This window comes from Wandonia sp., assembly GCF_984588085.1.
In genome coordinates this window covers 26725-51783 of record NZ_CFIGVI010000001.1, presented here as the reverse complement: position 1 = coordinate 51783, position 25059 = coordinate 26725, and the positions used below count along the sequence as shown (strand labels likewise).

The 25059-nt window shown below is 40.8% G+C and carries 23 protein-coding genes; 12 read left to right on the top strand and 11 right to left on the bottom strand.

Translation table 11 applies throughout. From position 1 onward, the window contains the following. The first annotated feature begins 255 nt into the window (after positions 1-255). The 3 genes from AC4PL9_RS00235 to cysS all read left to right on the top strand — a co-directional run bounded on the left by AC4PL9_RS00235 (position 256) and on the right by cysS (position 3766). Positions 256-1209 carry an NAD-dependent epimerase/dehydratase family protein gene (locus AC4PL9_RS00235; protein WP_491602785.1) on the top strand — a complete coding sequence of 318 codons (954 nt, stop codon included), beginning with the start codon at positions 256-258 and terminating at the stop codon, positions 1207-1209. A gap of 131 nt (positions 1210-1340) precedes the next feature. Next, a complete protein-coding gene (locus tag AC4PL9_RS00230; protein ID WP_491602784.1) occupies positions 1341-2216 on the top strand; it encodes a toxin-antitoxin system YwqK family antitoxin in 876 nt (291 codons plus the stop codon). Between the two features lie 56 nt (positions 2217-2272). Continuing rightward, positions 2273-3766, top strand: coding sequence for a cysteine--tRNA ligase (cysS, locus tag AC4PL9_RS00225; RefSeq protein WP_491602783.1), 1494 nt, complete (start codon positions 2273-2275; stop codon positions 3764-3766). Positions 3767-3783: 17 nt separating this feature from the next. Here cysS and dtd read toward each other — a convergent pair whose 3' ends face one another. Next, positions 3784-4236 carry a D-aminoacyl-tRNA deacylase gene (gene dtd / locus AC4PL9_RS00220; RefSeq protein WP_491602782.1) on the bottom strand — a complete coding sequence of 151 codons (453 nt, stop codon included), beginning with the start codon at positions 4234-4236 and terminating at the stop codon, positions 3784-3786. Continuing rightward, complete coding sequence (gene rsgA / locus AC4PL9_RS00215; RefSeq protein ID WP_491602781.1) at positions 4233-5177, bottom strand: ribosome small subunit-dependent GTPase A; 945 nt, start codon at positions 5175-5177, stop codon at positions 4233-4235. Before rsgA ends, dtd begins: the two co-directional genes overlap by 4 nt. 162 nt (positions 5178-5339) lie before the next feature. Here rsgA and gldA point away from each other — a divergent pair, with 162 nt between their 5' ends. Next, positions 5340-6257, top strand: coding sequence for a gliding motility-associated ABC transporter ATP-binding subunit GldA (gene gldA, locus AC4PL9_RS00210; RefSeq protein ID WP_491602780.1), 918 nt, complete (start codon positions 5340-5342; stop codon positions 6255-6257). Between the two features lie 58 nt (positions 6258-6315). Here the strand turns inward: gldA and AC4PL9_RS00205 are convergent, their stop codons facing one another. Continuing rightward, on the bottom strand, positions 6316-8025 hold the full coding sequence (locus tag AC4PL9_RS00205; RefSeq protein ID WP_491602779.1) for an ABC transporter substrate-binding protein: 1710 nt from the start codon (positions 8023-8025) through the stop codon (positions 6316-6318). A gap of 96 nt (positions 8026-8121) precedes the next feature. Continuing rightward, positions 8122-9090, bottom strand: coding sequence for a tryptophan--tRNA ligase (trpS, locus tag AC4PL9_RS00200; RefSeq protein WP_491602778.1), 969 nt, complete (start codon positions 9088-9090; stop codon positions 8122-8124). An 81-nt stretch (positions 9091-9171) separates the two neighbouring features. Between trpS and AC4PL9_RS00195 the strand changes: the two genes are divergently transcribed. From AC4PL9_RS00195 to AC4PL9_RS00180, 4 genes are all read left to right on the top strand, one after another. Then, complete coding sequence (locus AC4PL9_RS00195) at positions 9172-9921, top strand: lysophospholipid acyltransferase family protein (protein WP_491602777.1); 750 nt, start codon at positions 9172-9174, stop codon at positions 9919-9921. Positions 9922-9944: 23 nt separating this feature from the next. Continuing rightward, on the top strand, positions 9945-10241 hold the full coding sequence (gene gatC, locus AC4PL9_RS00190) for an Asp-tRNA(Asn)/Glu-tRNA(Gln) amidotransferase subunit GatC (protein ID WP_491602776.1): 297 nt from the start codon (positions 9945-9947) through the stop codon (positions 10239-10241). 87 nt (positions 10242-10328) lie between these two features. Beyond that, the gene (locus AC4PL9_RS00185; protein WP_491602775.1) at positions 10329-10754 is read left to right on the top strand and encodes a RidA family protein; all 426 of its coding nucleotides are present in this window, start codon (positions 10329-10331) and stop codon (positions 10752-10754) included. 9 nt (positions 10755-10763) lie between these two features. Beyond that, positions 10764-11345 carry a DUF2892 domain-containing protein gene (locus AC4PL9_RS00180; protein WP_491602774.1) on the top strand — a complete coding sequence of 194 codons (582 nt, stop codon included), beginning with the start codon at positions 10764-10766 and terminating at the stop codon, positions 11343-11345. Positions 11346-11354: 9 nt separating this feature from the next. On the opposite strand, the gene AC4PL9_RS00175 is transcribed toward AC4PL9_RS00180, so the two are convergent. Further along, positions 11355-12233 (bottom strand): NAD kinase, encoded by an 879-nt coding sequence (locus AC4PL9_RS00175; protein WP_491602773.1) that lies wholly within the window; start codon positions 12231-12233, stop codon positions 11355-11357. Positions 12234-12238: 5 nt separating this feature from the next. After that, complete coding sequence (locus AC4PL9_RS00170) at positions 12239-12913, bottom strand: CBS domain-containing protein (protein ID WP_491602772.1); 675 nt, start codon at positions 12911-12913, stop codon at positions 12239-12241. A 55-nt stretch (positions 12914-12968) separates the two neighbouring features. Between AC4PL9_RS00170 and AC4PL9_RS00165 the strand changes: the two genes are divergently transcribed. Then, positions 12969-13682 carry a pyridoxine 5'-phosphate synthase gene (locus tag AC4PL9_RS00165; RefSeq protein WP_491602771.1) on the top strand — a complete coding sequence of 238 codons (714 nt, stop codon included), beginning with the start codon at positions 12969-12971 and terminating at the stop codon, positions 13680-13682. Positions 13683-13749: 67 nt separating this feature from the next. Here AC4PL9_RS00165 and AC4PL9_RS00160 read toward each other — a convergent pair whose 3' ends face one another. Continuing rightward, positions 13750-16368, bottom strand: coding sequence for a M1 family metallopeptidase (locus tag AC4PL9_RS00160; protein WP_491602770.1), 2619 nt, complete (start codon positions 16366-16368; stop codon positions 13750-13752). Between the two features lie 123 nt (positions 16369-16491). Here AC4PL9_RS00160 and AC4PL9_RS00155 point away from each other — a divergent pair, with 123 nt between their 5' ends. After that, positions 16492-16959, top strand: a complete 468-nt coding sequence (locus AC4PL9_RS00155) for an acyl-CoA carboxylase biotin carboxyl carrier protein subunit (RefSeq protein WP_491602769.1) — start codon at positions 16492-16494, stop codon at positions 16957-16959. A gap of 82 nt (positions 16960-17041) precedes the next feature. On the opposite strand, the gene AC4PL9_RS00150 is transcribed toward AC4PL9_RS00155, so the two are convergent. Together AC4PL9_RS00150 and gcvP are read right to left on the bottom strand one after the other, a co-directional pair. Continuing rightward, positions 17042-17641 carry a superoxide dismutase gene (locus AC4PL9_RS00150; RefSeq protein WP_491602768.1) on the bottom strand — a complete coding sequence of 200 codons (600 nt, stop codon included), beginning with the start codon at positions 17639-17641 and terminating at the stop codon, positions 17042-17044. Between the two features lie 186 nt (positions 17642-17827). Further along, positions 17828-20710: an aminomethyl-transferring glycine dehydrogenase gene (gene gcvP, locus AC4PL9_RS00145; RefSeq protein ID WP_491602767.1), complete on the bottom strand. Its 2883-nt coding sequence runs from the start codon at positions 20708-20710 to the stop codon at positions 17828-17830. Positions 20711-20839: 129 nt separating this feature from the next. Here gcvP and AC4PL9_RS00140 point away from each other — a divergent pair, with 129 nt between their 5' ends. Beyond that, a complete protein-coding gene (locus tag AC4PL9_RS00140; RefSeq protein WP_491602766.1) occupies positions 20840-21643 on the top strand; it encodes a UbiA prenyltransferase family protein in 804 nt (267 codons plus the stop codon). Between the two features lie 113 nt (positions 21644-21756). Next, positions 21757-22077: an SUF system Fe-S cluster assembly protein gene (locus tag AC4PL9_RS00135; RefSeq protein ID WP_491602765.1), complete on the top strand. Its 321-nt coding sequence runs from the start codon at positions 21757-21759 to the stop codon at positions 22075-22077. A 1-nt stretch (position 22078) separates the two neighbouring features. Here the strand turns inward: AC4PL9_RS00135 and AC4PL9_RS00130 are convergent, their stop codons facing one another. After that, entirely contained in the window at positions 22079-24415 is a 2337-nt protein-coding gene (locus AC4PL9_RS00130; RefSeq protein ID WP_491602764.1) for a bifunctional UDP-N-acetylmuramoyl-tripeptide:D-alanyl-D-alanine ligase/alanine racemase, read from the bottom strand. Beyond that, entirely contained in the window at positions 24412-24996 is a 585-nt protein-coding gene (locus AC4PL9_RS00125; protein ID WP_491602763.1) for a thymidine kinase, read from the bottom strand. The genes AC4PL9_RS00130 and AC4PL9_RS00125 overlap by 4 nt, the downstream gene beginning before the upstream one ends. Between the last annotated feature and the right edge of the window lie 63 nt (positions 24997-25059).

Below are 25059 nucleotides of genomic sequence, written 5' to 3'. Positions count from 1 at the left end.
TAACAGTATTTTTGCCAGTTCATTTCTTCCTTCCCAAAACATAAATGATTACGTCTTTGTTCTGTCTTGAACAAAGTTAGAAAATTATCCGTATTGCTGTCAACTCTTCCGGACGGAATGATAAAAATCAGTTTTCAAAAACAGAAAGTAATTGTATTCATTTTCAACCGTATAAATTTTAGTCCTGCGAAGAAGACAAAAAATAACCCTCTGAAATTCATCTTAACTTTTAAATTTGCAGAAAACGAAGGCAGAATGAAGAAAATTCTAATTATCGGAGCGGGGGGTCAGATTGGCACAGAGCTCACGATTGAGCTGGCAAGACGATTTGGCAATAACTCGGTTATTGCTTCGGATGTTCATGCTGATTGTCCCGAAGCACTACTGGGACAAACTTATGTACAGCTAGATGTGATGGATCGATCACGGTTACATAACCTTGTTCTCGAACATGAAATCACTGAAATCTATCTGTTAGCAGCCTTGCTTTCTGCTACAGCTGAGAAACGTCCTGATTTTGCCTGGAAACTGAATATGGAAGGATTATTCAATGTACTTGATCTGGCAAAAGAGAAACTGATTACTAAAATTTTCTGGCCTTCTTCTATTGCTGTTTTCGGACCAACAACCCCGTCAGTGAACACTCCTCAATATACCATCATGGAACCCACGACAGTATATGGTATTTCCAAGCAAGCAGGAGAGAGATGGTGTGAGTACTATTTCAATAATTACGGTGTTGACGTTCGCAGTATCCGTTATCCCGGCCTGATCTCTTACACATCATTACCCGGAGGAGGAACCACTGATTATGCAGTAGATATTTTTTATCATGCAAAAAGCAACGGGCAGTATGAATGCTTCCTTTCAGAGGACACTGCTCTTCCTATGATGTATATGGAAGATGCGATCCGTGCTACAATTGAATTAATGGAAGCTCCAGCAGAATCTATCAAAATACGCTCGAGTTATAATCTTGCCGGAGTTAGCTTTACTCCGAAAGAAATTGCAGCGTCTATCAAGACATTTATTCCTGAATTCTCGATCACTTATTCGCCGGATTTCCGGCAGAAAATTGCAGATAGCTGGCCGGATTCAATTGATGACAGTCATGCCCGAAAAGATTGGGGTTGGGAAATCAAACATGACCTGATGAGCATTTCAGAAAGTATGTTAGAACATGTTAATCCTCTTAAGATTAACCTTTAAATTTATAAATTAATCCCTGATATTTAACGATTAGTCTAAACAATAAGCATAGTAAGCAACTTAATCGTGAATTTTACGTAAATTGTCATTGAACTATTGCTATATGTTTTTATATATCTATAAATACGTCTATGAAACTTGTAACTGGAATTCTATCAACCCTGACATTAACCCTAAGTCTACTCGTTTCGCAACCACTTTTATCCAATGATCAGGATCGGATCAATTGGAAAGATGAGCAAGGTCGTAAACAAGGCCATTGGATTATTTTCGGGAAAGATCGTCCCGAGCAAGGCTTCCCTCCAGAAGGAAAGGTTGAAGAAGGGAAATATCAGGATGACCGTAAAACCGGCATCTGGATCAAGTATCATAATGACGGAATCACTCCCCGACTAAAAGGAGAGTATGATTTTGGCCGCCCTAAAGGAGCCTTTACCAAGTACTATCCAAACGGTAATATTCAGGAAGAAGGAACTTACGAAAAAGGTAAGTACCTCGGTGCCATGAAAAAATACTATGAGAACGGTACCATCATGTATGAAGGTACTTACAATAATGACGGACAGGAAGATGGGCAGATCAAGTACTATCACCCTAACGGCAAAGTGGAATATGAATATTCTTCTCGTGCCGGTATCCCAACCGGAAAAGCCGTTCGTTACTGGCCCAACGGAGACATTAAAGAAGAAGTAGCGTTTGATGATACAGGAGAAGTTTCCTCTTTCGAGAGCAAAGAAATGGTGAACACCCCGGAAGAAGTAAAAGCACCTCTTCCCGCTGAAACCAAATCCGCTCCGGCACCAAAAGGCGCTGTTACCAAATCCGGCGTATTTGATAAAAACGGCTACAACAAGCTGTACAACGAAAATGACGAGCTTTGGATGGATGGAGACTTTAAAAACGGACTCCTGCATGACGGTAAGCTTTATGTCTACGACAAAGACGGTATCCTCCTCAAAATTGAGGTTTATAAAAAGGGGAAATACCACTCAGATGGACAACTCTGATAAATATATTTGAAGAAAAGGGGGGCTATTTGGTTCCCCTTTTTTATTTTTACATCATGGAAAAAGACTGGAAGAAAGAATTAAAAATATACAATGCGCTGGGTGGTCAAAAAGAAATTTTCGAACCTCTTTCCGGTGACTTTGTCGGCATGTATGTGTGTGGACCAACTGTTTACAGTTATGTTCATTTAGGTAACTGTCGTACTTTTATTTCATTCGACTTGGTTTATCGCTACCTGAAACATCTGGGATATAAGGTTCGTTATGTCCGCAACATAACAGATGTCGGACATTTGGAAAACGATGCCGATGAAGGCGAAGACAAGATTGCCAAAAAAGCTAAATTGGAAAAGCTGGAACCGATGGAAATCGTCCAGAAATACACACTTGACTTTCATGAAACGCTGGCTAAATTCAACGCGATTCCTCCTAGTATTGAACCTACTGCAACCGGCCATATTATTGAACAAATTGAAATGATTCAAAAGATCATTGACAACGGACTTGCCTATGTTATCAACGGTTCTGTGTACTTTGACGTCATGAAATATGATAAGGAAAAGAGCTATGGAGAACTATCCGGAAGGAAGATCGAGGAACTCATTTCCGGAACACGGGATCTTGACGGACAGGATGAAAAACGTAATGCGCTCGATTTTGCTCTTTGGAAAAGTGCGTCTGATGCTCATATTATGAAATGGCCTTCTCCCTGGGGAATTGGCTTTCCGGGATGGCATTTGGAGTGTTCGGCCATGAGTAGTAAGTACCTGGGAGATCAATTTGATATTCACGGAGGAGGGATGGATCTTAAGTTTCCGCATCACGAATGTGAAATTGCACAAGGAACTGCTGCTAACGGAGTTTCTCCGGTAAGATATTGGATGCACGGGAATATGCTTACCCTCAACGGAAAGAAAATGAGTAAATCAACCGGTAATACATTATTACCCGGCGAGCTTTTCAGTGGTGCAAACGATATCATGGATAAAGGATATCATCCGATGGTAGTTCGGTTCTTTATGATGCAGGCGCATTACAGAAGTACACTAGATTTTTCTTCCTCTGCATTGCAAGCTGCTGAAAAAGGTTTTCACCGTCTTATGGATGCCGTAAAACTGACAGGAAATCTACCTGTAGGCGAAACGTCTTCACAAAATGTCGAAGAACTGGTCGCTTCGTTCTATGGCGCAATGAATGATGATTTCAATGCTCCTATTCTTGTTGCCAATCTTTTTGAAGCGGTAAAATACATTAATGCCATAAAAGATAATAAAGCTTCTATTTCCCAAAAAGATTTGGATTTGTTAGCCCGCGAAATGAAGGCCTTCGTATTTGATGTACTTGGATTACAATCACTTGAAGAATCAAATTCAGCAGAATCAGGGGAAAATACCGTGGAAGGTTTGATGGAGCTAATATTAGAGCTCAGACAAGAAGCCCGAACCAATAAGGACTGGAATACCGCTGATAAAATAAGAGATGGTTTAACTGCAGCCGGAATCACTGTTAAAGACGGAAAAGAAGGTGCAAGCTGGAACCTGTCGGAGTAACCCTATAGCCAGAGAGGTTACTCTCTTGTTTTTGAATCGATCAGGATCGTAACAGGACCATCATTGATAAGGGTTACTTTCATGTCAGCTCCGAATTCTCCTGTTTGTACTTCCAATCCCGAACTCTTTCTCAGGCGTTCAATAAATAATTCATACATAGGAATAGCCAGTTCGGGACGGGCAGCGCGAACATAACTCGGTCGGTTTCCTTTTCGGGTACTTGCGTGAAGGGTAAATTGGCTTACTACTAAAAAACTACCCTTTATTTCACGAATAGATACATTCATTTTTCCTTCAGCATCATTGAAAATCCGTAAACCGGATAGTTTTGCCACCAACCAGTCAATATCTTCTTCCGAATCATCGTGTTCAATTCCGAGCAAAATCATCATTCCCTGATTAATTTCTCCTTTAACCACCCCATCAATTTTCACCGATGCTTCACTAACACGCTGGATTACAACTCTCATTCGTAATTATTTTTGCGATAATTCAACTCTTCATCGTCTTCCATCATCTGAACGTAGCTTTGATAGCGTGAGGGAGCTATTTCACCGCTTTCAACCATCTCCTTCACTTTACACTTCGGTTCTGCAAGATGCTTGCAGTTGTGAAACTTACATTGATTTAAGACAGCTCGCATCTCAGGGAAATAATGGCTGAGAACATCTTTATCCAGATCTACCAGACCGAACGCTTTAATCCCGGGAGTGTCAATAATGTATCCTCCCGATGTCAAGGGAAACATTTCTGCGAAAGTAGTTGTATGTTGCCCCTGCAAATGATACCTGGAAATCGCACCGGTTTTTGTCTGAATTTCAGGATCCAGCGCATTAACAAGTGTGCTTTTCCCCGCACCACTATGTCCGGCAATCATAACCTGGTTCCCTGCTATTTCTTCTCTCAGGAATGTAATACTGGACTCTTCCCGGGCGCAAATTTTATGACAGGGATATCCAATCGGTTCATATATGGAAATAATGTCATCAACGACCTCTAGTCCATCCTCTTCCAAAAGATCCGTCTTGTTAAACAAAAGCGTTACTGGAATCCGGAAAGATTCGGCAGAAACAAGAAAACGGTCTATAAATGCAAGATGTGTCACAGGAGCAACCAGTGTAACGATCAAATAACAACGATCAATATTCGCTGCAAGTATGTGGGATCGCTTTGACAGATTCACGGATTTTCGTGCCAGAAAGTTAAAACGTTCATCAATCCCGGTAATGATACCCTGATTTTCCTGCTCACTCTCCCACTCTACATCCACTTTATCGCCCACAGCTACAGGATTGGTACTTCGCAACCCCTGCAACCTGATTTTACCACGAATCCGACAATCCGCAACCGAACCGTCCTCCATTCTGACCTGATACCAGCTTCCTGTCGATTTGACAACTACTCCCTTCAACGTCTTTTTTGGTGAAAGATACTAATTTCATACAGAGTGCGGATAAAGAAACTGCATTGCCCGCTCCGAACCGTTAAAATTTGTTATTCTGAACTCAGGTATAGTCTCCCCCGGTTGATGAGAAAAAGTTATTTTAGTATCTTCGTCTAAAATAATACGTATATGTCCATTGAAGTATCTAATCTTCAGAAGTTTTACGGTGAACAAGCGGCTTTGGGAGGAATTTCCTTCAAAGTAAAAACAGGAGAAATCGTTGGTTTTCTCGGACCAAACGGTGCCGGCAAGTCAACCACCATGAAGATTATCACCGGGTTCATCCCCGCTTCCGATGGTAAGGTCAAAGTATGCGGTCTGGACGTCGAAGAGAACTCCATGGCTGTACGCCGTAAGATCGGTTATCTGCCGGAGCACAACCCGCTTTACCTTGATATGTACGTGAAGGAGTACCTCGATTTTGTTGCCGATGTATACAAGATCAGTAACAAACGTGAACGTATCGCTGAAATGATACAGCTTGTCGGGCTGGAGCGGGAACAGCACAAAAAGATAGGTGCGCTCTCCAAAGGATATCGTCAGCGTGTCGGACTTGCCCAGGCAATGATTCACGACCCTGAAGTTTTAATCCTTGACGAACCAACCAGTGGACTGGATCCAAATCAGCTGGTAGATATCCGAAAGTTGATCAAAAAAATAGGAAAGACCAAAACAGTAATGCTTTCTACTCACATTATGCAGGAGGTAGAAGCGATCTGTGACAGAGTTGTCATTATCAACAATGGTCAAATCGTAGCTGACAATTCTGCTAAAGAGTTGCAACAACAACAAAACGAACAGGTAATTATTGTCGAATTCGATGAAGAGGTATCTGTTTCACGCAATGAACTGAAAAAAATACCCGGAGTTCAACAAGTACGGAAAGTAGAAGAAAGTACATCCTGGCTGCTACAAAGCAACAAGGAAGGGGACCTTCGTAAAATTGTTTCCAGACATGCCGCTCAAAACGACTGGTTAATCATCAGTCTCAAGGTTGAAGAAAAATCACTGGAACAGGTATTTAAAGAATTGACCGGAAAAAAATAATCCCGGACGATCATCACCCGGGATTAAAAAATCAAAGCTTTCTATATTTTACACTTTTCTATTTACCCGCCAGTTCTTTAATATAGACGCGGGTAAAATCAAGGCGCTCCATCTGGTTCGTTTCAAACTTCTTTGCTTTCAAATTAACCATGGTGATGAAATCCTTATTAAACAAGGGCATCACTACCGCATCATCGATAATCAGCTGATCACATTGCGCATACAGATCCATTCTTTTCTTCAAATCAGTCTCCTTTTTCGCTGCATCAAACAGTTTATTGAACTCCTCACTTGAATAATTAAACGGGTTAATTGCAATAATCTCCTGCGTTTCATCTCCTCCTACAAAGATATTCAGGAAGTTTTCAGGGTCCGGATAGTCCGCCAGCCAGCCACCACGCCACATAACAGCTTCTCCGCTCTTGATAGCGTCTTCCCGTTCCTGATAGCTGACTTTTTTAATATTCACGTTTACTCCTAAATTCTCCTTTAAGCTTCTTACAATAGCTTCTGCCATCTTATATGATGCAGAACCTTCCACAGTATTTACGTAGAAGTCTACAACCGGGAATCCTTTTCCTCCCGGATATCCGGCTTCCTCCAATAATACAGCCGCCTTTTTAGCGTCAAATACATGACCGTGTACTTTACTTACCGGATAATCCGACATGTAGGGAACAAAACCGTTCTCGACAGCAATCACATCTCCATTCAGGTCTCTTTCCACAATTTCCTGACGATTTATAGCTATATTAAATGCTTTTCGAACTTTTGGGTTATTAAACACGGAATTGTTGTGAGCAAATCCGATATACTCAATATTTAAACTATTCACAGAAGCCACTCTGTGTTTAACATTTTTTCCTTCCTGTGCTTCAATTAATGTCCCCAAAACATTCTGAATTTCATCTACCGGAATTTCAAGAACAAGGTCTATTTCCTCCTTACGGAATGCCATTAACTCGTCTATTTTCTTCCCGTTAAATTGCACAAGAATAGATGATAAGTAGGGTAATTCGTTTCCAAACTCATCTTTCTCCCAGTACTTTGGATTACGTTCCAGTTTTGCTTCTGTTTCACTTAGAGAAGCAAGACGAAAAGGTCCTGTTCCCACAGCATGTAAGCCAATTTCTTCTCCGTATTTATCCAATGCTTCTTTTGGAAAGAGAACCAAAGCGGGATGGGTTAACACTTTCTCAAATCCGGCAAACGGTTCGGAAAGCTCAATTACTAATTCGTAATCAGAAGGAACACGTATTCCGGTTACCTCGTTCGCTTTTCCATCAAAATAATCCTTTGCACCTACGATACGATCTGTAAGTAGCCAACTGAATTGGTTAACCTTTGGATCATTTTTACACGCCAGTTCAAAACAATACTTAAAATCTTTTGCTTTCACTTCACGACCATTCCCCTCATCAAAACAAGCATCGTCCTGAAAGTGTACTCCTTTTCGGATTTTAAACGTAAATGTTTTTGCATCATCACTAATTGTGTATGACTCTGCCAACGCTGGTTCTGCTTTTGTTCCATCCGGACTTATACGTAGTAATCCCTGAAAAATCTGACCGCTAACCCGCTGTGAATACACATCACTTACTGTTAAAGGAAAAACATCCGAGACCACTTCAGGAGAATAAAACCTGAACTCTCCTCCATATTTAACACCTCCTCTTCCGACGAGTGCTTCTTCTTCCTTTTCTGCTTTAGTAGTGCATCCGACAAACAGTACTCCTGATAGTAGTGCTAATAAAATGTTTTTGTACATGTTACGGTTATTTTGGGATAACAAATATAATAAAATTGCCTGTTCAACATCGTTTCGTGCTGAAAATGAATCAAAAATAAAACGACAGGCTATTTGCTAGTATCCAACCTTGCTTCGTACTCTCTGAATTGTGTTTTCTGCAATGACTCTTGCCTTTGCCGCTCCTTTTGCCAAAACAGCATCCAACTCCTCCAGGTTCTGCATATAGTATTCGTACTTGACACGTGCCTCACTGAACTTTTCCAGTATCAGCTCATATAGTGCCTGCTTTGCATGTCCGTATCCATAACCTCCACGCGCATAATTCGCCAACATTTCCTGTTTTTGTTCCTCCGAAGCCATTAGCTCATAGATAGAATACACGTTACAGGTAGAAGCATCTTTCGGCTCTTCGATAGGCGTACTGTCCGTCTCAATAGCCATAACCTGCTTTCGCAACTGTTTCTCCGGCAGGAAAACATTGATATAATTATTTCTGGATTTACTCATTTTATGACCATCAGCTCCAGGTACAATTTTTGTGTTTTCCTGAATATAGTCTTGCGGCAAGACAAAAGTCTCTCCCATTTTATGATTAAATCTGGAAGCTACGTCTCTTGTAATTTCAAGATGCTGCAATTGATCCTTACCTACAGGAACCATTTCTGCATCATACAAAAGAATATCAGCAGCCATTAGCATCGGATAGGTAAACAACCCAGCGTTTACATCCTCCAGACGATCTGCCTTGTCTTTAAACGAATGTGCAAGTGTTAGTCGCTGATACGGGAAAAAACAACTAAGATACCAGGTTAACTCTGTCGTTAATGCAACATCTGACTGTCGGTAAAAAACAACTTTCGATATATCAAGTCCGCAAGCGATCCAGGTTGCCGCAACACTGTATGTATTTTCGCGAAGCAACTTACCATCCTTAATCTGTGTAAGTGAATGCATGTCTGCGATAAATACAAAAGATTCTGTATCCTGTGCTTTTGAGAGTTCTATTGTCGGCAAAATAGCCCCCAGAATATTACCCAAATGCGGTGTCCCTGTACTTTGTACTCCTGTTAAAATTCTTGGCATCTTCTTTTCGTTTGATTACAAAAATACAAATCAATCAAGGAATGCATAGTCTGAAACGAGAAATATCAATAATTTTAGTCTGTGAAAAGAATAAAAGGGATTCCGGGTTTACTTTACAAAGGATATGCAGGTATCATTTTCTCTGCGACACTCATTGTTTTCTATCCTCCTCTTTATTTCCTTGTTCGCAGTGAAAAAACACAATCATTTTCTATGCGTGTTTTCACCTTATGGTCACAAGCTTTTCACTATCTTATTCTGATGCCGCCCAACCGGAAAATTTCGACAGCATTATCTAACCAACGACCTATGATTATCTGCGCGAATCATGCATCTTATATGGATATTACGATTATGCACAGTGTATTGCGCAATAAGAAAATCATTTTCATGGGGAAACATGAAATTCTTGGTTACCCTCTTCTCAGTCATTTCTTTAAAACACTTCATATTCCGGTCAACCGCGATGATAAACATCAGTCAGCACGCGCCTTCGTTAAAGCGATACGCGCACTAAAGAACGGCTGGTCAGTAGTCATCTTTCCGGAAGGAGGAATCCCGGATGGACAGCGTCCAAAAATGGTTCCATTTAAACCCGGTGCTTTCAGACTGGCTCAATCGGCCGGAGTGCCCATACTCCCCATTACATTTGTAAATAATTACCGATTGTTTTCTGATCCGGAAGATCTGTGGGGAAAAGCACGTCCGGGCATTTCAAAAGTGGTGATTCATCCACCTATACTTCCACAGGATTATGAAAACATGAGTCTGGATGAGTTAAGCGAACAGGTTTATAAAATAATTGATGCGCCGTTGCGCAATCTTTACTAACTTTGTTAAAAAGTTGAGAGTTCATGGAGATCAATGACGAATTAATAGATCATATTGCGCACCTTGCCCGCCTGGAATTTGAAGGTGATGAGAAGGAGAGTATTAAAACTGACCTCCGCAACATTATTGATTTCATGTCAAAACTGAATGAAATTCCTACGGATAATGTTGAACCGCTAATTTTTATGACAGATGAATTATCCGATCTGCGGGAGGATGTAGCCATACAGTCTATTTCGCAGGAGGAAGCATTGAAGAATGCACCTAAAAAAGATTCTGATTATTTCCGTATTCCGAAAGTACTGGACAAAAACCAGTAAAAACAAAGAGGGTTTATCCAATTCTCAGCAATTTAACAGGTACTCCGCATTTTAATGCGTATATTTGCGCGATATAAAAAACGGATTATGTCGAAAATCAGCACACAAAAAGCTCCAAAACCCGTTGGTTTATACCCACATGCGAGAAAAGTAGGAAATCTATTGTTCTTGTCTGGAGTGGGACCCCGTGTAGCAGGATCAGATGCTACAGACTCAGAAGTTCCAGGGTTAAAACTGGATAAAAACGGTAATTTTATTGCGTTTGATTTTGAAGCCCAGTGCAGATCTGTATTTGACAACGTAAAGGTTATTCTGGAAGAATCCGGTTCTTCATGGAATCAGTTGGTTGATGTAACTGTTTTTCTTGTCAATATGAAACGTGATTTTCATACCTACAACAGAATTTACGCTGAATATTTTCAAGAAAACCAACCTTGTAGAACTACTGTGGAAATAAGCTCTCTTCCTACGCCTATCGCTATTGAGTTAAAATGTATTGCAACAATTGATTAAAACACGTATATGATTTCTTTCATTATTAAATCTGTCCTTGCTGTATTATCGGTCTTCTTTACCGTTTACTTTTTTGCAACCGGTTATTGGGGATGGGGAATTTCTTTCGTTCTTGTTAGTGCACTTGTTATTGTTACTTTCTTCAGAAATGAACAGATTATTCTTGCCCTGAATCAAATGCGAATCGGGAATCATGAGAAGGCCTATACAATTCTTAAACGTATTACACACCCTCAGTTACTAATTAAACGTCAACAGGCGTATTATTATTACCTGACAGGAATGTTGGGAGCAAAGGAGATGGGACTTAATAAAAGTGAACAATTCTTACGGAAAGCTCTTTCAATCGGGCTAAAGACAAACCAGGATAAAGCTGTTGCTCACATGCATATCGGTGGAATTTGTTTACAAACCGGGCGTAAGCGTGAAGCAATCAACATGTTTGATGAAGCAAAACGTCTTGACAAAGATGGTATGTTGAGTGATCAGTTGAAAATGTTGAAAAAGCAGGCTTCTCAGGTTGCTTCTAAAAATCAGATGCGCATGGCGCAAATGGGTGGAGGAAGAATGCGAACAGGAAAAGTTCGTTAAGCAGAACGCTTAATTTCTTTTGTCCAGCCCCCACAGTAATTTATCACGGATGGTATCCAAAAAGGTATAGTCGTCAAACTCTATCACCTTTACCGTAAAATCTGCTTTGCTGATATACAACACACAATCGTGGCTGATAAACTCTGACCGGGAATCCAACGTAAGTAGATAAGTACTGTCCCGCCCTTCGGCAGAGACTTTAATCGGGAAATTATCCGGAATTACAACGGGTCGTACATTCAGGTTGTGCGGAGCTACAGGAGTAATAATATGCACCAGACATCCCGGTGTAATAATTGGTCCTCCACAACTTAACGAATACGCTGTAGAGCCTGTTGGGGTACTGATAATAAGTCCGTCAGCCCAATACGTATTTAGGTATTCATTATTCACATCTACTTCTATTGATATCATGGAGGCAGAATCCTTTTTATGAAGCGTCAGTTCATTCAGTGCAAAATTCTCATCGCCAAACAATCCTTCCTCCGAATCAATTTTCAAAAGAGATCGTTCATTAAACGTGTACTCTTCGTTCTTCAGTTTAAGAAATGCTTCCTTAATTCTCTCTTTACTGATGTTAGCAAGGAAGCCCAGACGTCCCATATTGAGTCCGAGAACCGGAATCCCACTGTCTCGAATAAAAAGAACTGATTTTAAAAACGTTCCGTCTCCACCAACGCTGAGAGCAAGATCGGTGTTCTCCTGAAAGGATTTGTAGTCATTAAACTCTCCAATGCTTTCTAACTCGGGAAAATGCTCCAGCATCTGGAACTTGTACATCGTCTCCAGATTGATTGTCCATCCCAACTCCAGAGCTACATCAAAAACATCCTTCAAATGCGGATAATACTCTGTTTTAAGGACGCTGAATATCAGTGACACTCTCATGTAAATCAGGGATTTAAATATTTCATCAGTTCATCATAACGTTGCTTCAGATCATCATAATAATCTGACTTTTGATACGATGCTTTTACAATATAATCATATCGTTCGAAGGTCTGAATAATACGGGACACATCTACTTCGTTTATTTTCAATGTTACCTCCAGTTTGGTCGAGTCCAGTGGTGAAGTAATGTAACTACTGATAATACGTGCATTGTTTCCTTCTACACACTGTGCAATATGTGCCAGAGAATAATCCACCCTATTCATCTCCAAAACTATTATAGCACCTGATTCACGAATTCCCGCAATTTCCGTTATCCGGACCATAAGTGCCATAAGACTGATACAACCCAGGTAATTTTCCTTTTCATCCAATACAGGGACAACTGTAACCCGTGATTCAGCCATAATTCGCATCACATGATAAATGTGATTGTAATCATACACATAAGGACGTGGTAGCACATCGAACATCTCGTGTAATGTGTCGGACATGTCTTCCTGATCATAGATGTCATTATCGGAAACTACACCTACGTAGTTACTTCCTTTAAGGACAGGTAAATGTGATACTTTAAACTCATCCATCCAACGCAAAGCCTTCTCTCCGGTGTCCGTATGTTTAAGTGGCGGTATGTCTTCTGCTATTAATTCTGCTGCAATCATTGTATTAGCCAAAGTAGTAAATCTAATTTAAACTCTCTAACTTTGGTACAACAAAAATAATTCCGAAATGACGAAATTAAGTGTAAACATAAATAAAGTCGCAACCCTACGTAATGCAAGGGGAGGGAACGTTCCGAATGTTGTTCAGGTTGCTATTGATTGTGAGCGTTTTGGTGCTGATGGAATCACGGTACACCCCCGCCCGGATGAAAGACATATCACGCGAAAAGATGTCTTTGATCTGGCAAAAGTGGTGACTACGGAATTCAATATTGAGGGATATCCGGATGAACGATTCATGGAATTAATTCAAGAGGTGCGCCCGGCACAGGCAACACTTGTTCCCGACCCCCCACATGTTCTTACTTCTAATGCCGGATGGGACACGAAAACCCACCTGAAAAAATTACAGGATATTATTGGTCAGTTACAGGAATGGGGAGTGCGTAGTTCCATCTTCGTGGACACCCATATTGTAAATATTGAGTATGCTAAAGAAACTGGTGTTGATCGCATTGAACTGTATACCGGTCCTTATGCAGAAAACTTCCATACCGATAAGGAAAACGCTGTAAATCCCTATACAAAAGCAGCAATTCTTGCCAATGATCTCGGACTGGGTATTAATGCCGGACACGATCTTGACACCAAAAACCTGGCTTTCTTTAAAGCAAAGGTTCCCGGATTGTTAGAAGTTTCCATTGGTCATGCGCTCATATCTGATGCTTTGTACTGGGGATTGGAAAACACAATTCAATTGTACAAAAGAGAATTACAATAACAGATTATGTTATAAAAAAGGGTTTCCATTAACGGAAACCCTTTTTTGTTGTTGCTTGCTTATATTACTACAGGTTATCTACCAACTTCTGGTAAGATTTCATTAATTCCTGATCTGCTTTAATTGCCTTTCTCAACTGATCTGCTCTAGCCGGCTCTCCATCTTTTTCAAACTGCGCCAACTGTGCTTCTTCTTTTGCAATTCGCTGCTCAATAGCTGCCGGTACAGATGCCAGTACGTTCGGAAGAACATACCCCATATATCCTGTTGAATTTTCCGAAAGATCTTCAAAGATAGGCAAGGCTTTCTTCTGTACTTCGTAATCATTCTGACGAACGTATGCTCCAAATGAACCTACAACTCCCAACACAGAGAAACCACCTACTTTGTTCTCATTAAACAAGGATGCAAAAAAGTCAAAGTTCTCAGCCGTTCCGTGTTTACCATAAAGCGTCGCAATGTTCACTAACATTGCCTGTGCCGATTCACCTTCAAGCGATTTAGCCTTTTGCATAGCCAACTCCGCATCTGATTTCGACAAACCATTCAAAGCACTCCCCAGCACTTTATACGATTTGTCCTGCTCCATCGCATTGGCAAGCGCTTTTTTCGTCAGTTCTTCGTCTTCAAAATTCGTTACAAGGAAGTCTAGTGCTGCTGCACGTACAGTAGAGGACTTGTCATTAACAGCCAAATCAGAAAGTTTCTCCAGCAATTCTTTCGTATGTGATCGTTTAACACGATTCGATTGCGTAATTGCCAATTCCCTGATTCTGTAAAACGGATCATCCAAAGCATCCAGTATCATTCGCTTTCCTGCTTCATCTTTCAATTTAGCACCTCCAGCTAATCCGTCACGACGATCTGCATATTTTCCGCCCTTATAGAACTGAAATACAAATTGTTCTTTTGGCTTATTATCCGTCCATTCTGCAAGTATAACATGATCTGCATCTACAATTACAGAATTAACCGAGTCTTTAAACGAAAACGTAAATGTCTGTTCTCTTTTATCGACTACCACTTTATAATCATTTCTTTTCGCACCGTCGAACACACTTATTTTCATCGGCAACTTATACAATGGCATCTCATCCAGATCTTGTTTCTGTTCAATTGTTACCGCAACATTTCCATCCTTTACTTCCTGTGTAACTTCCAGTACAGGGTGTCCTTTTGCAAAGAACCACTGGTTAAAAAACCAGTTCAGGTCTTCTCCTGAAATTTCTTCAAATGCCAGTCGAAGCTCATGAATTTCTGCCGGACGATAAGCATGGCGCTTCAAATAGTACTTCAACGACGCAAAGAATGCTTCATCTCCCAAATAATTGCGCAACATGTGCAGGATTCTTCCTCCCTTATTATAAGAATGTCCATCAAACATTTGCTCTTTATCATCGTAATCGAACCAAATCATATCATGCATTCCCTGGTACTGAGCTGTCTGAAAATATCCATCTGCTTCTTTTTCAGCCTGATATTCCGCTTCATCAACACCGTATTTATGCTCATCCCATAAATATTGTGAATAGTTTGCAAACGACTCGTTTAAGGGAAGGTTGGACCAGGATTCACATGTCACCAGGTCTCCAAACCAATGGTGAAATAACTCGTGCGCAATGATTGATTCCGAATTACCATCAAGTAACTCACGATCTGTTTTGTATACGAAATCTCCAAACACCACTGCTCCGGTATTTTCCATAGCTCCCGAAACATAATCCCGAACAACAATCTGGTGATACTTGTCCCATGGGTATTCGACACCTAACAATTCTGAAAAGAAACCGATCATCTCAGGTGTATTTCCAAAGATCGCTTTCGCATAAGGTTCCCACTCCGGCTCTACGTAATAATCAACAGCGATTTTTGAACCGTCTTTCTTCGTGAAAGAATCCTTCACTACTTTAAACTCTCCTACTCCCATCATGGCAAGATAAGGAACGTGTGGAAGCTCTTGTTTCCAATGATCTGTCCTGGTTCCATCAGCATTCTTTGTAGATTTTACCAATGTTCCGTTAGAAAGCGTAACGTATTTATCATCAACGGTCATCAGAATTTCTTGTGTCATTTTCTGATTGGGTGCGTCAATTGTAGGAAACCAAACTGAACTTGCCTCGGTCTCACCCTGCGTCCATATTTGTGGCATTTTTGCCGGATCTTCTCCTTTTGGATTGATAAAATACAATCCTTTATCACTGGAAATAGCCGAACTCCCTCCCGTCTCTCTTTCATCCGGTTTTGCCGTATAATCAATTACCAGTGTAATTTCTTCCTGCGCTGTAATTGTTTTACCCAATTGTATTGTCAGGAAATCATTTTCATACGAGTGCGCCAGATCTTTACCGTTCATTTTTACACTATGAATGTCCATTCCCTTTGCATCCAGAACAAGTGTATCCTGTGGGTAGAAATGTGGCTTGAGTGAAATTGTCGCTTTTCCGTACAAATACGATTTATCCCAGTCAAAACTTACTTCCAGCTTTGTATGTACAAGGTTAAACAGTTTGGTTTCCGATGCCCTGTATATCGCTCTTTCGTTCGGGAAAGTTTTCTTTTCAGGTAATTCGATCTCATACTGATTCACTACGGGATCAGTGTCTACAACCTCTGCACTTGTCTTCGCAGTTCCGCAAGCCTGAATAAAGAGTAGTCCTGCACAACCAAAAGTCACAATTCTTTTCATAATTCTTTGAATAAGTTAAATCGCAAAAACGACGGAAACAAAGCTCAATAAAATCAAATAAAAAAGCAACAATTTAATTTTTAACGGCATTATTCCTAGATTTAGGGCAAAATTGATGAATAAATGGCTCAACACAAGTGGAAATTAGGCGAAGAAATACTTACAACTAATTCAGGAGCGAAGGTTTCCTGGGAAAATGAGCGTTTTTTTAAGATTTTTTTTCAGGGAAAAACGTTTTATGGAGAAGTAGAAGAAGCTGATACAGAAAGCGGAACAATGACTGTAAAAGTAAATCACCGTTCATTTCAACTCAAACGGGAACTCCCCATTCATGTATTGCTTAGTGAGTTAGGACTCGATAAAGTAGCAGAAAAAAGACTGGATGAGCTGCGTTCTCCGATGCCTGGAAAAGTATTACATATTCATGTTCAACCGGGAGATGTTATCCAAACAGGATCTTCCTTATTGACGCTGGAGGCCATGAAAATGGAAAATGTGATTAAAGCCGAAGGTACCGGAACGGTAAAGTCGATTCTGGTAGATGTCAATGATATTGCAGAAAAAGGTGCTCTACTGATTAAATTCGAGTAGGTTACAAACTATACTTTTTGTTTTATTACAACAAAAGGCGATCTGAATCAGATCGCCTTTGTTTTTATCCGTTTGTTTTCGCTTACTTGGCAGCGGCATATCTTTTAGCTACCTCATCCCAGTTAATTACATTAAAAAATGCATTAATGTAGTCCGGGCGACGGTTTTGGTAATTCAGGTAATACGCATGTTCCCAAACATCTAATCCAAGAATTGGTGTTCCCTGACATCCTTCTCCCATAACCGGGTTATCCTGATTTGCTGTAGAACATACTTCAAGCTTTCCGTTTGCTACACACAACCAGGCCCATCCTGAACCAAATCGTGTAGCTGCTGCTTTTGAGAACTCTTCTTTGAACGCATCAAAAGAACCGAAAGTACTGTTGATTGCATCAGCAAGCTCTCCCGTTGGCTGACCACCTCCATTTGGAGACATGATTTCCCAAAACAGACTGTGGTTATAAAAACCTCCACCGTTATTTCTTACAGCTGGCTTGTCCTTACAGTTTTTCAAGATTTCTTCGATCGATTTTCCTTCCAAATCTGTTCCGGCGATAGCCGCATTCAGATTGTTTGTATATCCTGCATGGTGCTTACCATGGTGGATTTCCATTGTTTTAGCATCGATATGAGGTTCCAACGCATCGAACGCGTACGGTAATTTTGGTAATTCGAATGACATATTATTCTGTTTTTTTAGTGTTTCTCCTCAAATTTAACAATAATTCGAGGGATTTGCTACTGAATGACGTTAAAAAAATGTAATTAACCCGAGAAGATTTTTCAGGAGATACAACCACATATTTTCCAATAAAAACCCCCTTCCGAAAATTCGGAAAGGGGTTTCTCAATTTTTATATCCTATTGTTTAAGATACCGGTTCCAGATTGGTATAACTTTCTACCGAAGGACAGGAGCAAATCAGATTTCTATCTCCGAAAGCGTTGTCAATTCTTCGCACAGGAACCCAATATTTCCACTCTTTAAGGTAAGGAAGCGGATAGGCTGCCTCTTTTGGAGAATACGGGTATGTCCATTCCAGATTGATAATACAATCTGCATTGTGTGGCGCATTTTTCAACAAGTTGTTCTCCTTATCAAATTTCCCGGATTCTACCTCCCGAATTTCTTCCCGGATTTTGATCATGGCATCGCAAAAACGATCTAACTCCTCTTTATCTTCACTTTCTGTAGGCTCAACCATTAATGTTCCTGCTACAGGGAAAGATACTGTCGGAGCATGGAATCCGAAATCAATCAGACGTTTTGCAATGTCTGCAACTTCAATTTCTGCCGTTTTCTTAAACTCACGACAATCCAGTATCATTTCATGCGCTACCGTATCGTTTTTACCGGTGTATAATACGTTGTAATGTCCCTGTAATCTTGATTTGATATAATTCGCATTCAGGATTGCATTTTCAGTTGATTTACGCAGACCTTTACTTCCCAACATCTTGATATATCCATAAGAAATCAACAGGATCAGGGCACTTCCCCAGGGAGCAGCAGAAATTGCATGAATAGCATTCTCTCCTCCTGATTTCACTATAACACTTCCCGGAAGGAAAGGTGCCAGATGTGCCGCAACTCCAATTGGTCCCATACCCGGTCCACCTCCACCGTGTGGTATAGCAAATGTCTTGTGCAGATTCAGGTGACAGACATCCGCACCGATATTACCCGGGTTTGTCAACCCTACCTGTGCATTCATATTGGCTCCATCCATATAAACCTGTCCACCATTTTCGTGAACAATGGAAGTGATCTCTCTGATTCCTTCCTCGAACACACCATGTGTAGAAGGATAGGTTACCATAAGAGCTCCTAACCGGTCTTTATATTGTTCTGCCTTAGCCCGTAAATCTTCTATATCAATATTCCCGTTTTCATCACAAGCTGTGACTACTACTTCAAATCCTGCCATTACGGCGGAAGCAGGGTTAGTTCCGTGTGCTGAAGAAGGAATCAGACATATTTTTCTGTCAAAGTTTCCATGTGATTCATGATAGGCTCGGATCACCATAAGTCCTGCGTACTCTCCCTGTGCACCAGAATTAGGTTGCAACGACATCGCTGCAAAACCAGTAGCTTCGCATAAATCAACTTCCAGTTGACGCAACATTTCATGATATCCCTCCACCTGATTTAAAGGTGCAAACGGGTGCAAATTAGCAAATGAAGGCCATGTTATCGGCATCAATTCTGACGCCGCATTTAACTTCATAGTACAAGATCCCAAAGGAATCATACTATGTACCAATGAAAGGTCTTTATTTTCCAATCGCTTCAGGTAGCGCATCATTTTTGATTCCGAATGATACGAATTAAACACTTCATGTGTAAGGAACGAATCCTCTCTTAAATGAAGTGAAGCAATTACCGTCTTATAGTTAATCTCCAGATTCTCATCTGTTTTTTCGCGCGCCAATTCTGCAAATACATACAACAAATCGCGAATATCTTCTTCCGTTGTCGGTTCACCAATACTCAACGTAAGTTGCTTATCATTTACTAAATAGCGGAAATTCATTCTGTTTGCCTCGGCAATACCTTTCAGCTGTTCTGTTGAAAGGCCGGAAGGTAATTCAATCCATAATGTGTCGAAGAACTGTTCTCCAAGAATTGTATATCCCATTCCGGTCAATTCTTTGGCAACAAAAGCAGTTTTTTGGTGGATATCCGTTGCTATCTCTTTCAATCCCTGTGGACCGTGATAGGTAACATACATTCCCGCCATTACAGCCAAAAGTGCCTGTGCAGTACAAATATTGGAGGTAGCTTTGTCACGTTTGATATGCTGCTCACGGGTTTGTAATGCCATGCGTAGAGCTACATTTCCATCCGTATCTTTAGATACACCGATTATTCTTCCCGGTATATGGCGTTTAAATTCTTCACGTGTTGCGAAATATGCCGCGTGTGGACCTCCATATCCCATAGGAACTCCGAATCGCTGTGTTGATCCTACCACTGCATCTGCACCCAACTCGCCCGGAGATTTCAAAAGAACCAAAGACATAATGTCTGCTGCCACCACTACTTTAACTCCGGCATTGTGCGATTCTTCAATAAACTTACCTATATTTTTAATTCGTCCGAATCCGTCAGGATACTGAATCAAAGCACCAAAAAATGTACTATCCGGAGTAAAAGATTCCGGATCTCCGAAAACCAACTCTATCCCCAGACACTCAGCCCGTCCGATGATAACGTCCTTGGTTTGTGGAAAAGCATATTCGGAAACAAAAAAGCGAACTCTTCCTTCTTTTACATCTGCACGTGAACGTGCATTGTAGAACATGATCATTGCTTCAGCTGCAGCCGTTGCCTCATCCAGTAACGAAGCGTTAGCAATCTCCATGCGTGTCAAATCCAACACCATCGTCTGAAAGTTCAACAATGCCTCAAGACGACCCTGTGAGATTTCAGCCTGGTACGGAGTATACGCTGTATACCATCCCGGATTCTCAAGAACATTTCTAAGAATCACAGAAGGAACTATTGTCTCATTATACCCCAAACCTATATACGACCTGAATATCCTGTTCTTCGCTGCAAGTTCTCCGATGTGCGCAAGATACTCCTGCTCTGTCATCGCCTTACTTGTATTCAGTTCACCTTTCAGCCGAATGTGTTCAGGAATGGTTTTACCGATCAATTCTTCAATGGAAGAAACTCCTACGGCCTGCAGCATCGCTTTCTGCTCTGCTTCATTTGACCCTACATGCCTTCTTAAAAATGTACTCATTGAGTGGGATTTTCGTGTATAAAAACTAAAGTGCAAATATAGCGAAAAAGCAAATGCACAAACTTTCTCATTTCAATAAATAATGCCTTATTTTGTGCTAACTTGTTGATTATTTTAACAACCTGTTTTTTGGTTCTGAAAAGTAATATACTCATTAGTTTCTCTGCGGCAATGCTGGCTTTGGGCATCGGCTCTCTTTACGAATACCCGAAAGCCATTACGTACAGTGTCTTCCTCTTCTTTGCCACTTTGTTTATTTATAATACACTCCGCTTTGTCAAGTATTACCTACATCCCGAATCGGCACAGGCTTTACTATATAAACAAAGTAAATTCATACATGCCTTTTTTGCATTGACAGGGCTCATGGGCTCAGTGCTTGTTTTCTTTACCGGAGGCTTTTTTTCAAGTACTTTTTTGTTTTGGGCAATTCTTTCAGGAGGAATTATCAGTTTACTTTATGTGATTCCTTTTATTCCTTACCATAACGGAAAAGCTGCTTTGCGGGATCTTCCATATAGCAAGCTCTTTCTGATAGGAATTGTTTGGTCTGTTATGACTTTTTTCCTTCCTGCCGCACACCATCCGGATCGCATCACACTTTTTCTCATCGGATTTCTCTATATTTTATCTGTAACCATTCCTTTTGATATCCGGGACTTGCCTTACGATAACCCCGAACAGAAAACACTTCCCCAAATACTGGGCTGGCGATTTTCTAAGATTCTATCCATCCTGTTGTGCGGATTATTTTTTGCCATATTGGCTAATCACTTCCCTCGATTTTATCTTTCTGTGTTCTTTTGGATCACAGTAGTCATTCATTTGCTTGTACTGGAGCTTGTACACCCACAACAACCTCATAACTTTTACGGTTACTTCGTTGACGGGTTAATTGCTTTGCTGGGAATCTTCCTATGGTATTCCTCCTAGTGACTCAACAATCCACAGTATAGCTTACTCCGTATGCTGTCTGTATTTAGATTCATTTTAGATAAACATCTAAAATTCGCTCAAGATTACATAACTTTGCAAAAAAGTTTGGCATGATTTCATCAATTGATCAGGATCTCGAGGAAAAAATCGTTTCTATTCTCAAAACGATATATGACCCTGAAATTCCTGTGGACATCTATGAACTCGGGTTGATTTATGAAGTTAAAATCGACGATAAGAAACAAGTTTCTATTGATATGACATTAACTTCTCCGAACTGTCCTGTAGCCGAAACAATGCCGAAAGAGGTTGAGGACAAGGTTGCCGCAATCGAAGAGGTTGAGTCCTGCACAGTACAAATCGTGTTTGATCCGCCATGGGACAAAGACATGATGAGTGAGGAAGCAAAGTTAGAATTGGGATTCCTGTAAGTTAATCCAACCATACTCTTTTTACCCGGGTAGAAAGGGAAGTAAGAATTTCATAAGGAATCGTCCCTGCCCATGCCGCCCAGTTATTGATACTGTGGTGGATTCCGAAAAGTTCTACTTCATCATTAATTGTCGCTTTTATTCCGGTTACATCCACAAAACACATATCCATACAAACGTTCCCAATTATAGGAGCCAGATTTCCCTGCAACCAGACACTCGCTTTTCCATTTCCGAAAACACGATGAATTCCGTCCGCATATCCAATGGGGAGTACAGCAACTTCCTGTTCCTTTATTGCTATATGTTCCCGGTTATACCCCAATGTTTCTCCCGGTTGTAATCTATTAATCTTCGAAATGTGCGTTTTCAGACTGATTGCCGGTTGCAATTCTGCTGATTTTCCAACACCAAACAGACCAATTCCCAGGCGAACCATATCAAAGTGTGCCTCAGGATAGTTAACAATCCCTGATGTGTTACAGATGTGTCTTTCCACTTTATAATTTAACGCAGACTGAATACGATTCGCATTTCTGACAAATCGTTCTATTTGCTTTTGGGTAAATGATCTGTCCGGATTATCTGACTCTGCCAGATGAGAATATACACTCTTCACACGAATTTCAGGTTGCGATTTACAATAGGTGATCATTTCTTCCAGTTCCTCTTCGACAAAACCTAAACGGTTCATCCCCGTTTCCAGTTTTATATGTACCGGGTAAGAAGACTTTTCATGAAGAATCAAGATTCTTGTGAATTCGTCCAGTTGTTTAACCGAAAAAACCGCCGGCTCCAGCCCGTATCTGATGATATCATCAAAAGCAGCAGGGTGTGTGTTCATAACCATAATAGGTAACTTAACCCCCGCTTTTCGTAATTCAACTCCTTCGTCTGCAAAAGCAACACCAAGATAATCTACTCCCTCATGCTCCAGAAAGTCTGCCATTTCTCTACTTCCCGAACCATATGAGGACGCTTTTACCATAACCATTAGTCGTGCACCATTGTGAATCAATCCTTTAAAATATCCCAGATTGTTTCGCAATGCACTTCTGTTAATCTCCAGATACGTCTGATGATGTTTCAATGAAAGCCGGTTAACCATAGGAGCCAACCCTGATTTATGACTTCCCTTAAAAAGAATTGTTGCATCCGTAATGGAAGTCAGAAGTTGCTCTGCTTCTTCCAGAGATAATAGACCTTCCCTATTCTGTTTGGAGCAGAGCATTAATACATCCGGACTATATCTTCCGACAAGTTCTCGGACCGCGTCAATATCCCCGCGGAACATTTCTCCAAACCCAAGCACAACAATCCGTTTGGATTCTCCGGCTATTTCTTTTTGGCGAACTAGCGCATATTCCAGCCCGTCCATATCCATATTGTAGGAATCATTAATCAGTATATTCCCATTTTTTCCGGCAACTGTCTCCATGCGCATGACAATTTCCGGAAGGGTGTTCAATTTCTCCTGCACCTGGTCGGGCGGGAAGTTCATTTCCCGTAACGTCAACAATGTTAGGATCAGATTGTCCAATTCCAATCGACCACTTAATCCTGTATAAAAGATTCCGTAATTCTCAACACACAGAACCGTTTTATTACCTGATTCTTCTATCGTAACTTCTTTCCGATTGGAATTTTTCAGATGTTCTCCACTAAAATGATAATCTGTACTAACAACACCTGAACAATTCAAAAACAAGCGTGATTTCTCCTGAAATTTTTGTTCCCTGCTTTCAAATCCATCATCATGTGCCTGTCCCAAAGCAGTAAATACGCCATCTGTTGGTTGGATCATTTCCTCCAGGTATTTCATCTCACCAATTGTTGAAATCCCGGCTTCAAAAATTCCCAGCGTATGCTCCTGCGTGATTTCAAGAACAGATAATGCGACCCCGATCTGCGAATTAAAACTCTTTGGACTGCGAACTACTTTAAACGTTTCTCTCAGGAAATGATAAAGCCATTCTTTCACAATTGTTTTTCCGGCACTTCCTGTAATTCCAATAACCGGTAAATCAAATTTTCTGCGATGAGAAATTGCCAGTTTCTGCAATGCTCTCAACACGTCAGGCACAACAAAAAAAACAGCTTTTTCTAATGCAGGAATCGGGTCTGTATTTGCCACAACAAAAGTGCGACAACCTTTTTCATAAGCCTCCCGGACAAAATCAATTCCGTTGCGTTTCCCTTTCAGACAGAAGAACAAAACACGATTCCCTTCTGTCAGGGAACGGGTATCAATACTGACCGAATGAATTTGCCCGGTTGCCTGCGGTATTTCCACACCCCAAACTTCAGCCAGATCTCTATAGGAATAATTCAGATTCAATGTTGTGGTGTCTTCATTTTATTAAAACAGCTTCTGCAAAGCGGTTCATATTCTTTTGTTGCCCCAAGATATACCTGATTCTCATCCATGGTCTTTCTATGTGAAAATTGAGCCAGATTTCCGCAAGACACACATATAGCATGGACTTTTGTGACGTATTCGGCAGCGGCCAATAAGTGTGGAATCGGACCAAAGGGTTTTCCTTTATAATCCATATCCAATCCGGCACATATCACACGAACACCATTTGCAGCAAGGGTATTACAAACATCCAGTAGTTGCATATCAAAAAACTGGGCTTCATCCACGCCTACTACTCGCTCGTTACTAACCCGTTCAAGGATTTCAGCGGAAGAACTTACAACGGCAGCAGGTATTCTTTCCCCTTTATGCGATACGACCTCTTCCTCCGCATACCGGTCATCTAATTTCGGCTTAAAAATAATTAGGCGCTGATTGGCGAATTGCGCCCTCCGCATACGTCGGATTAATTCTTCTGTTTTGCCTGAAAACATAGAACCGCAGACTACTTCAATCCAACCTAGTCGTTTACCACATTCGGGAAACTCTTCCAAAAACATATTTCTCTACTTTTTTAACAATCGACTACCAACAAGTTTTCCCCGTTTTCTGTTTTACCTCTC

Bases quoted from the DNA above. Each gene is read 5' to 3' on its own strand.
- AC4PL9_RS00235 (WP_491602785.1), top strand. From the start codon at position 256: ATGAAGAAAATTCTAATTATCGGAGCGGGGGGTCAGATTGGCACAGAG.
- AC4PL9_RS00230 (WP_491602784.1), top strand. From the start codon at position 1,341: ATGAAACTTGTAACTGGAATTCTATCAACCCTGACATTAACCCTAAGT.
- cysS (WP_491602783.1), top strand. From the start codon at position 2,273: ATGGAAAAAGACTGGAAGAAAGAATTAAAAATATACAATGCGCTGGGT.
- dtd (WP_491602782.1), bottom strand. From the start codon at position 4,236: ATGAGAGTTGTAATCCAGCGTGTTAGTGAAGCATCGGTGAAAATTGAT.
- gldA (WP_491602780.1), top strand. From the start codon at position 5,340: ATGTCCATTGAAGTATCTAATCTTCAGAAGTTTTACGGTGAACAAGCG.
- AC4PL9_RS00205 (WP_491602779.1), bottom strand. From the start codon at position 8,025: ATGTACAAAAACATTTTATTAGCACTACTATCAGGAGTACTGTTTGTC.
- trpS (WP_491602778.1), bottom strand. From the start codon at position 9,090: ATGCCAAGAATTTTAACAGGAGTACAAAGTACAGGGACACCGCATTTG.
- gatC (WP_491602776.1), top strand. From the start codon at position 9,945: ATGGAGATCAATGACGAATTAATAGATCATATTGCGCACCTTGCCCGC.
- AC4PL9_RS00185 (WP_491602775.1), top strand. From the start codon at position 10,329: ATGTCGAAAATCAGCACACAAAAAGCTCCAAAACCCGTTGGTTTATAC.
- AC4PL9_RS00180 (WP_491602774.1), top strand. From the start codon at position 10,764: ATGATTTCTTTCATTATTAAATCTGTCCTTGCTGTATTATCGGTCTTC.
- AC4PL9_RS00175 (WP_491602773.1), bottom strand. From the start codon at position 12,233: ATGAGAGTGTCACTGATATTCAGCGTCCTTAAAACAGAGTATTATCCG.
- AC4PL9_RS00165 (WP_491602771.1), top strand. From the start codon at position 12,969: ATGACGAAATTAAGTGTAAACATAAATAAAGTCGCAACCCTACGTAAT.
- AC4PL9_RS00160 (WP_491602770.1), bottom strand. From the start codon at position 16,368: ATGAAAAGAATTGTGACTTTTGGTTGTGCAGGACTACTCTTTATTCAG.
- AC4PL9_RS00155 (WP_491602769.1), top strand. From the start codon at position 16,492: ATGGCTCAACACAAGTGGAAATTAGGCGAAGAAATACTTACAACTAAT.
- AC4PL9_RS00150 (WP_491602768.1), bottom strand. From the start codon at position 17,641: ATGTCATTCGAATTACCAAAATTACCGTACGCGTTCGATGCGTTGGAA.
- gcvP (WP_491602767.1), bottom strand. From the start codon at position 20,710: ATGAGTACATTTTTAAGAAGGCATGTAGGGTCAAATGAAGCAGAGCAG.
- AC4PL9_RS00135 (WP_491602765.1), top strand. From the start codon at position 21,757: ATGATTTCATCAATTGATCAGGATCTCGAGGAAAAAATCGTTTCTATT.
- AC4PL9_RS00125 (WP_491602763.1), bottom strand. From the start codon at position 24,996: ATGTTTTTGGAAGAGTTTCCCGAATGTGGTAAACGACTAGGTTGGATT.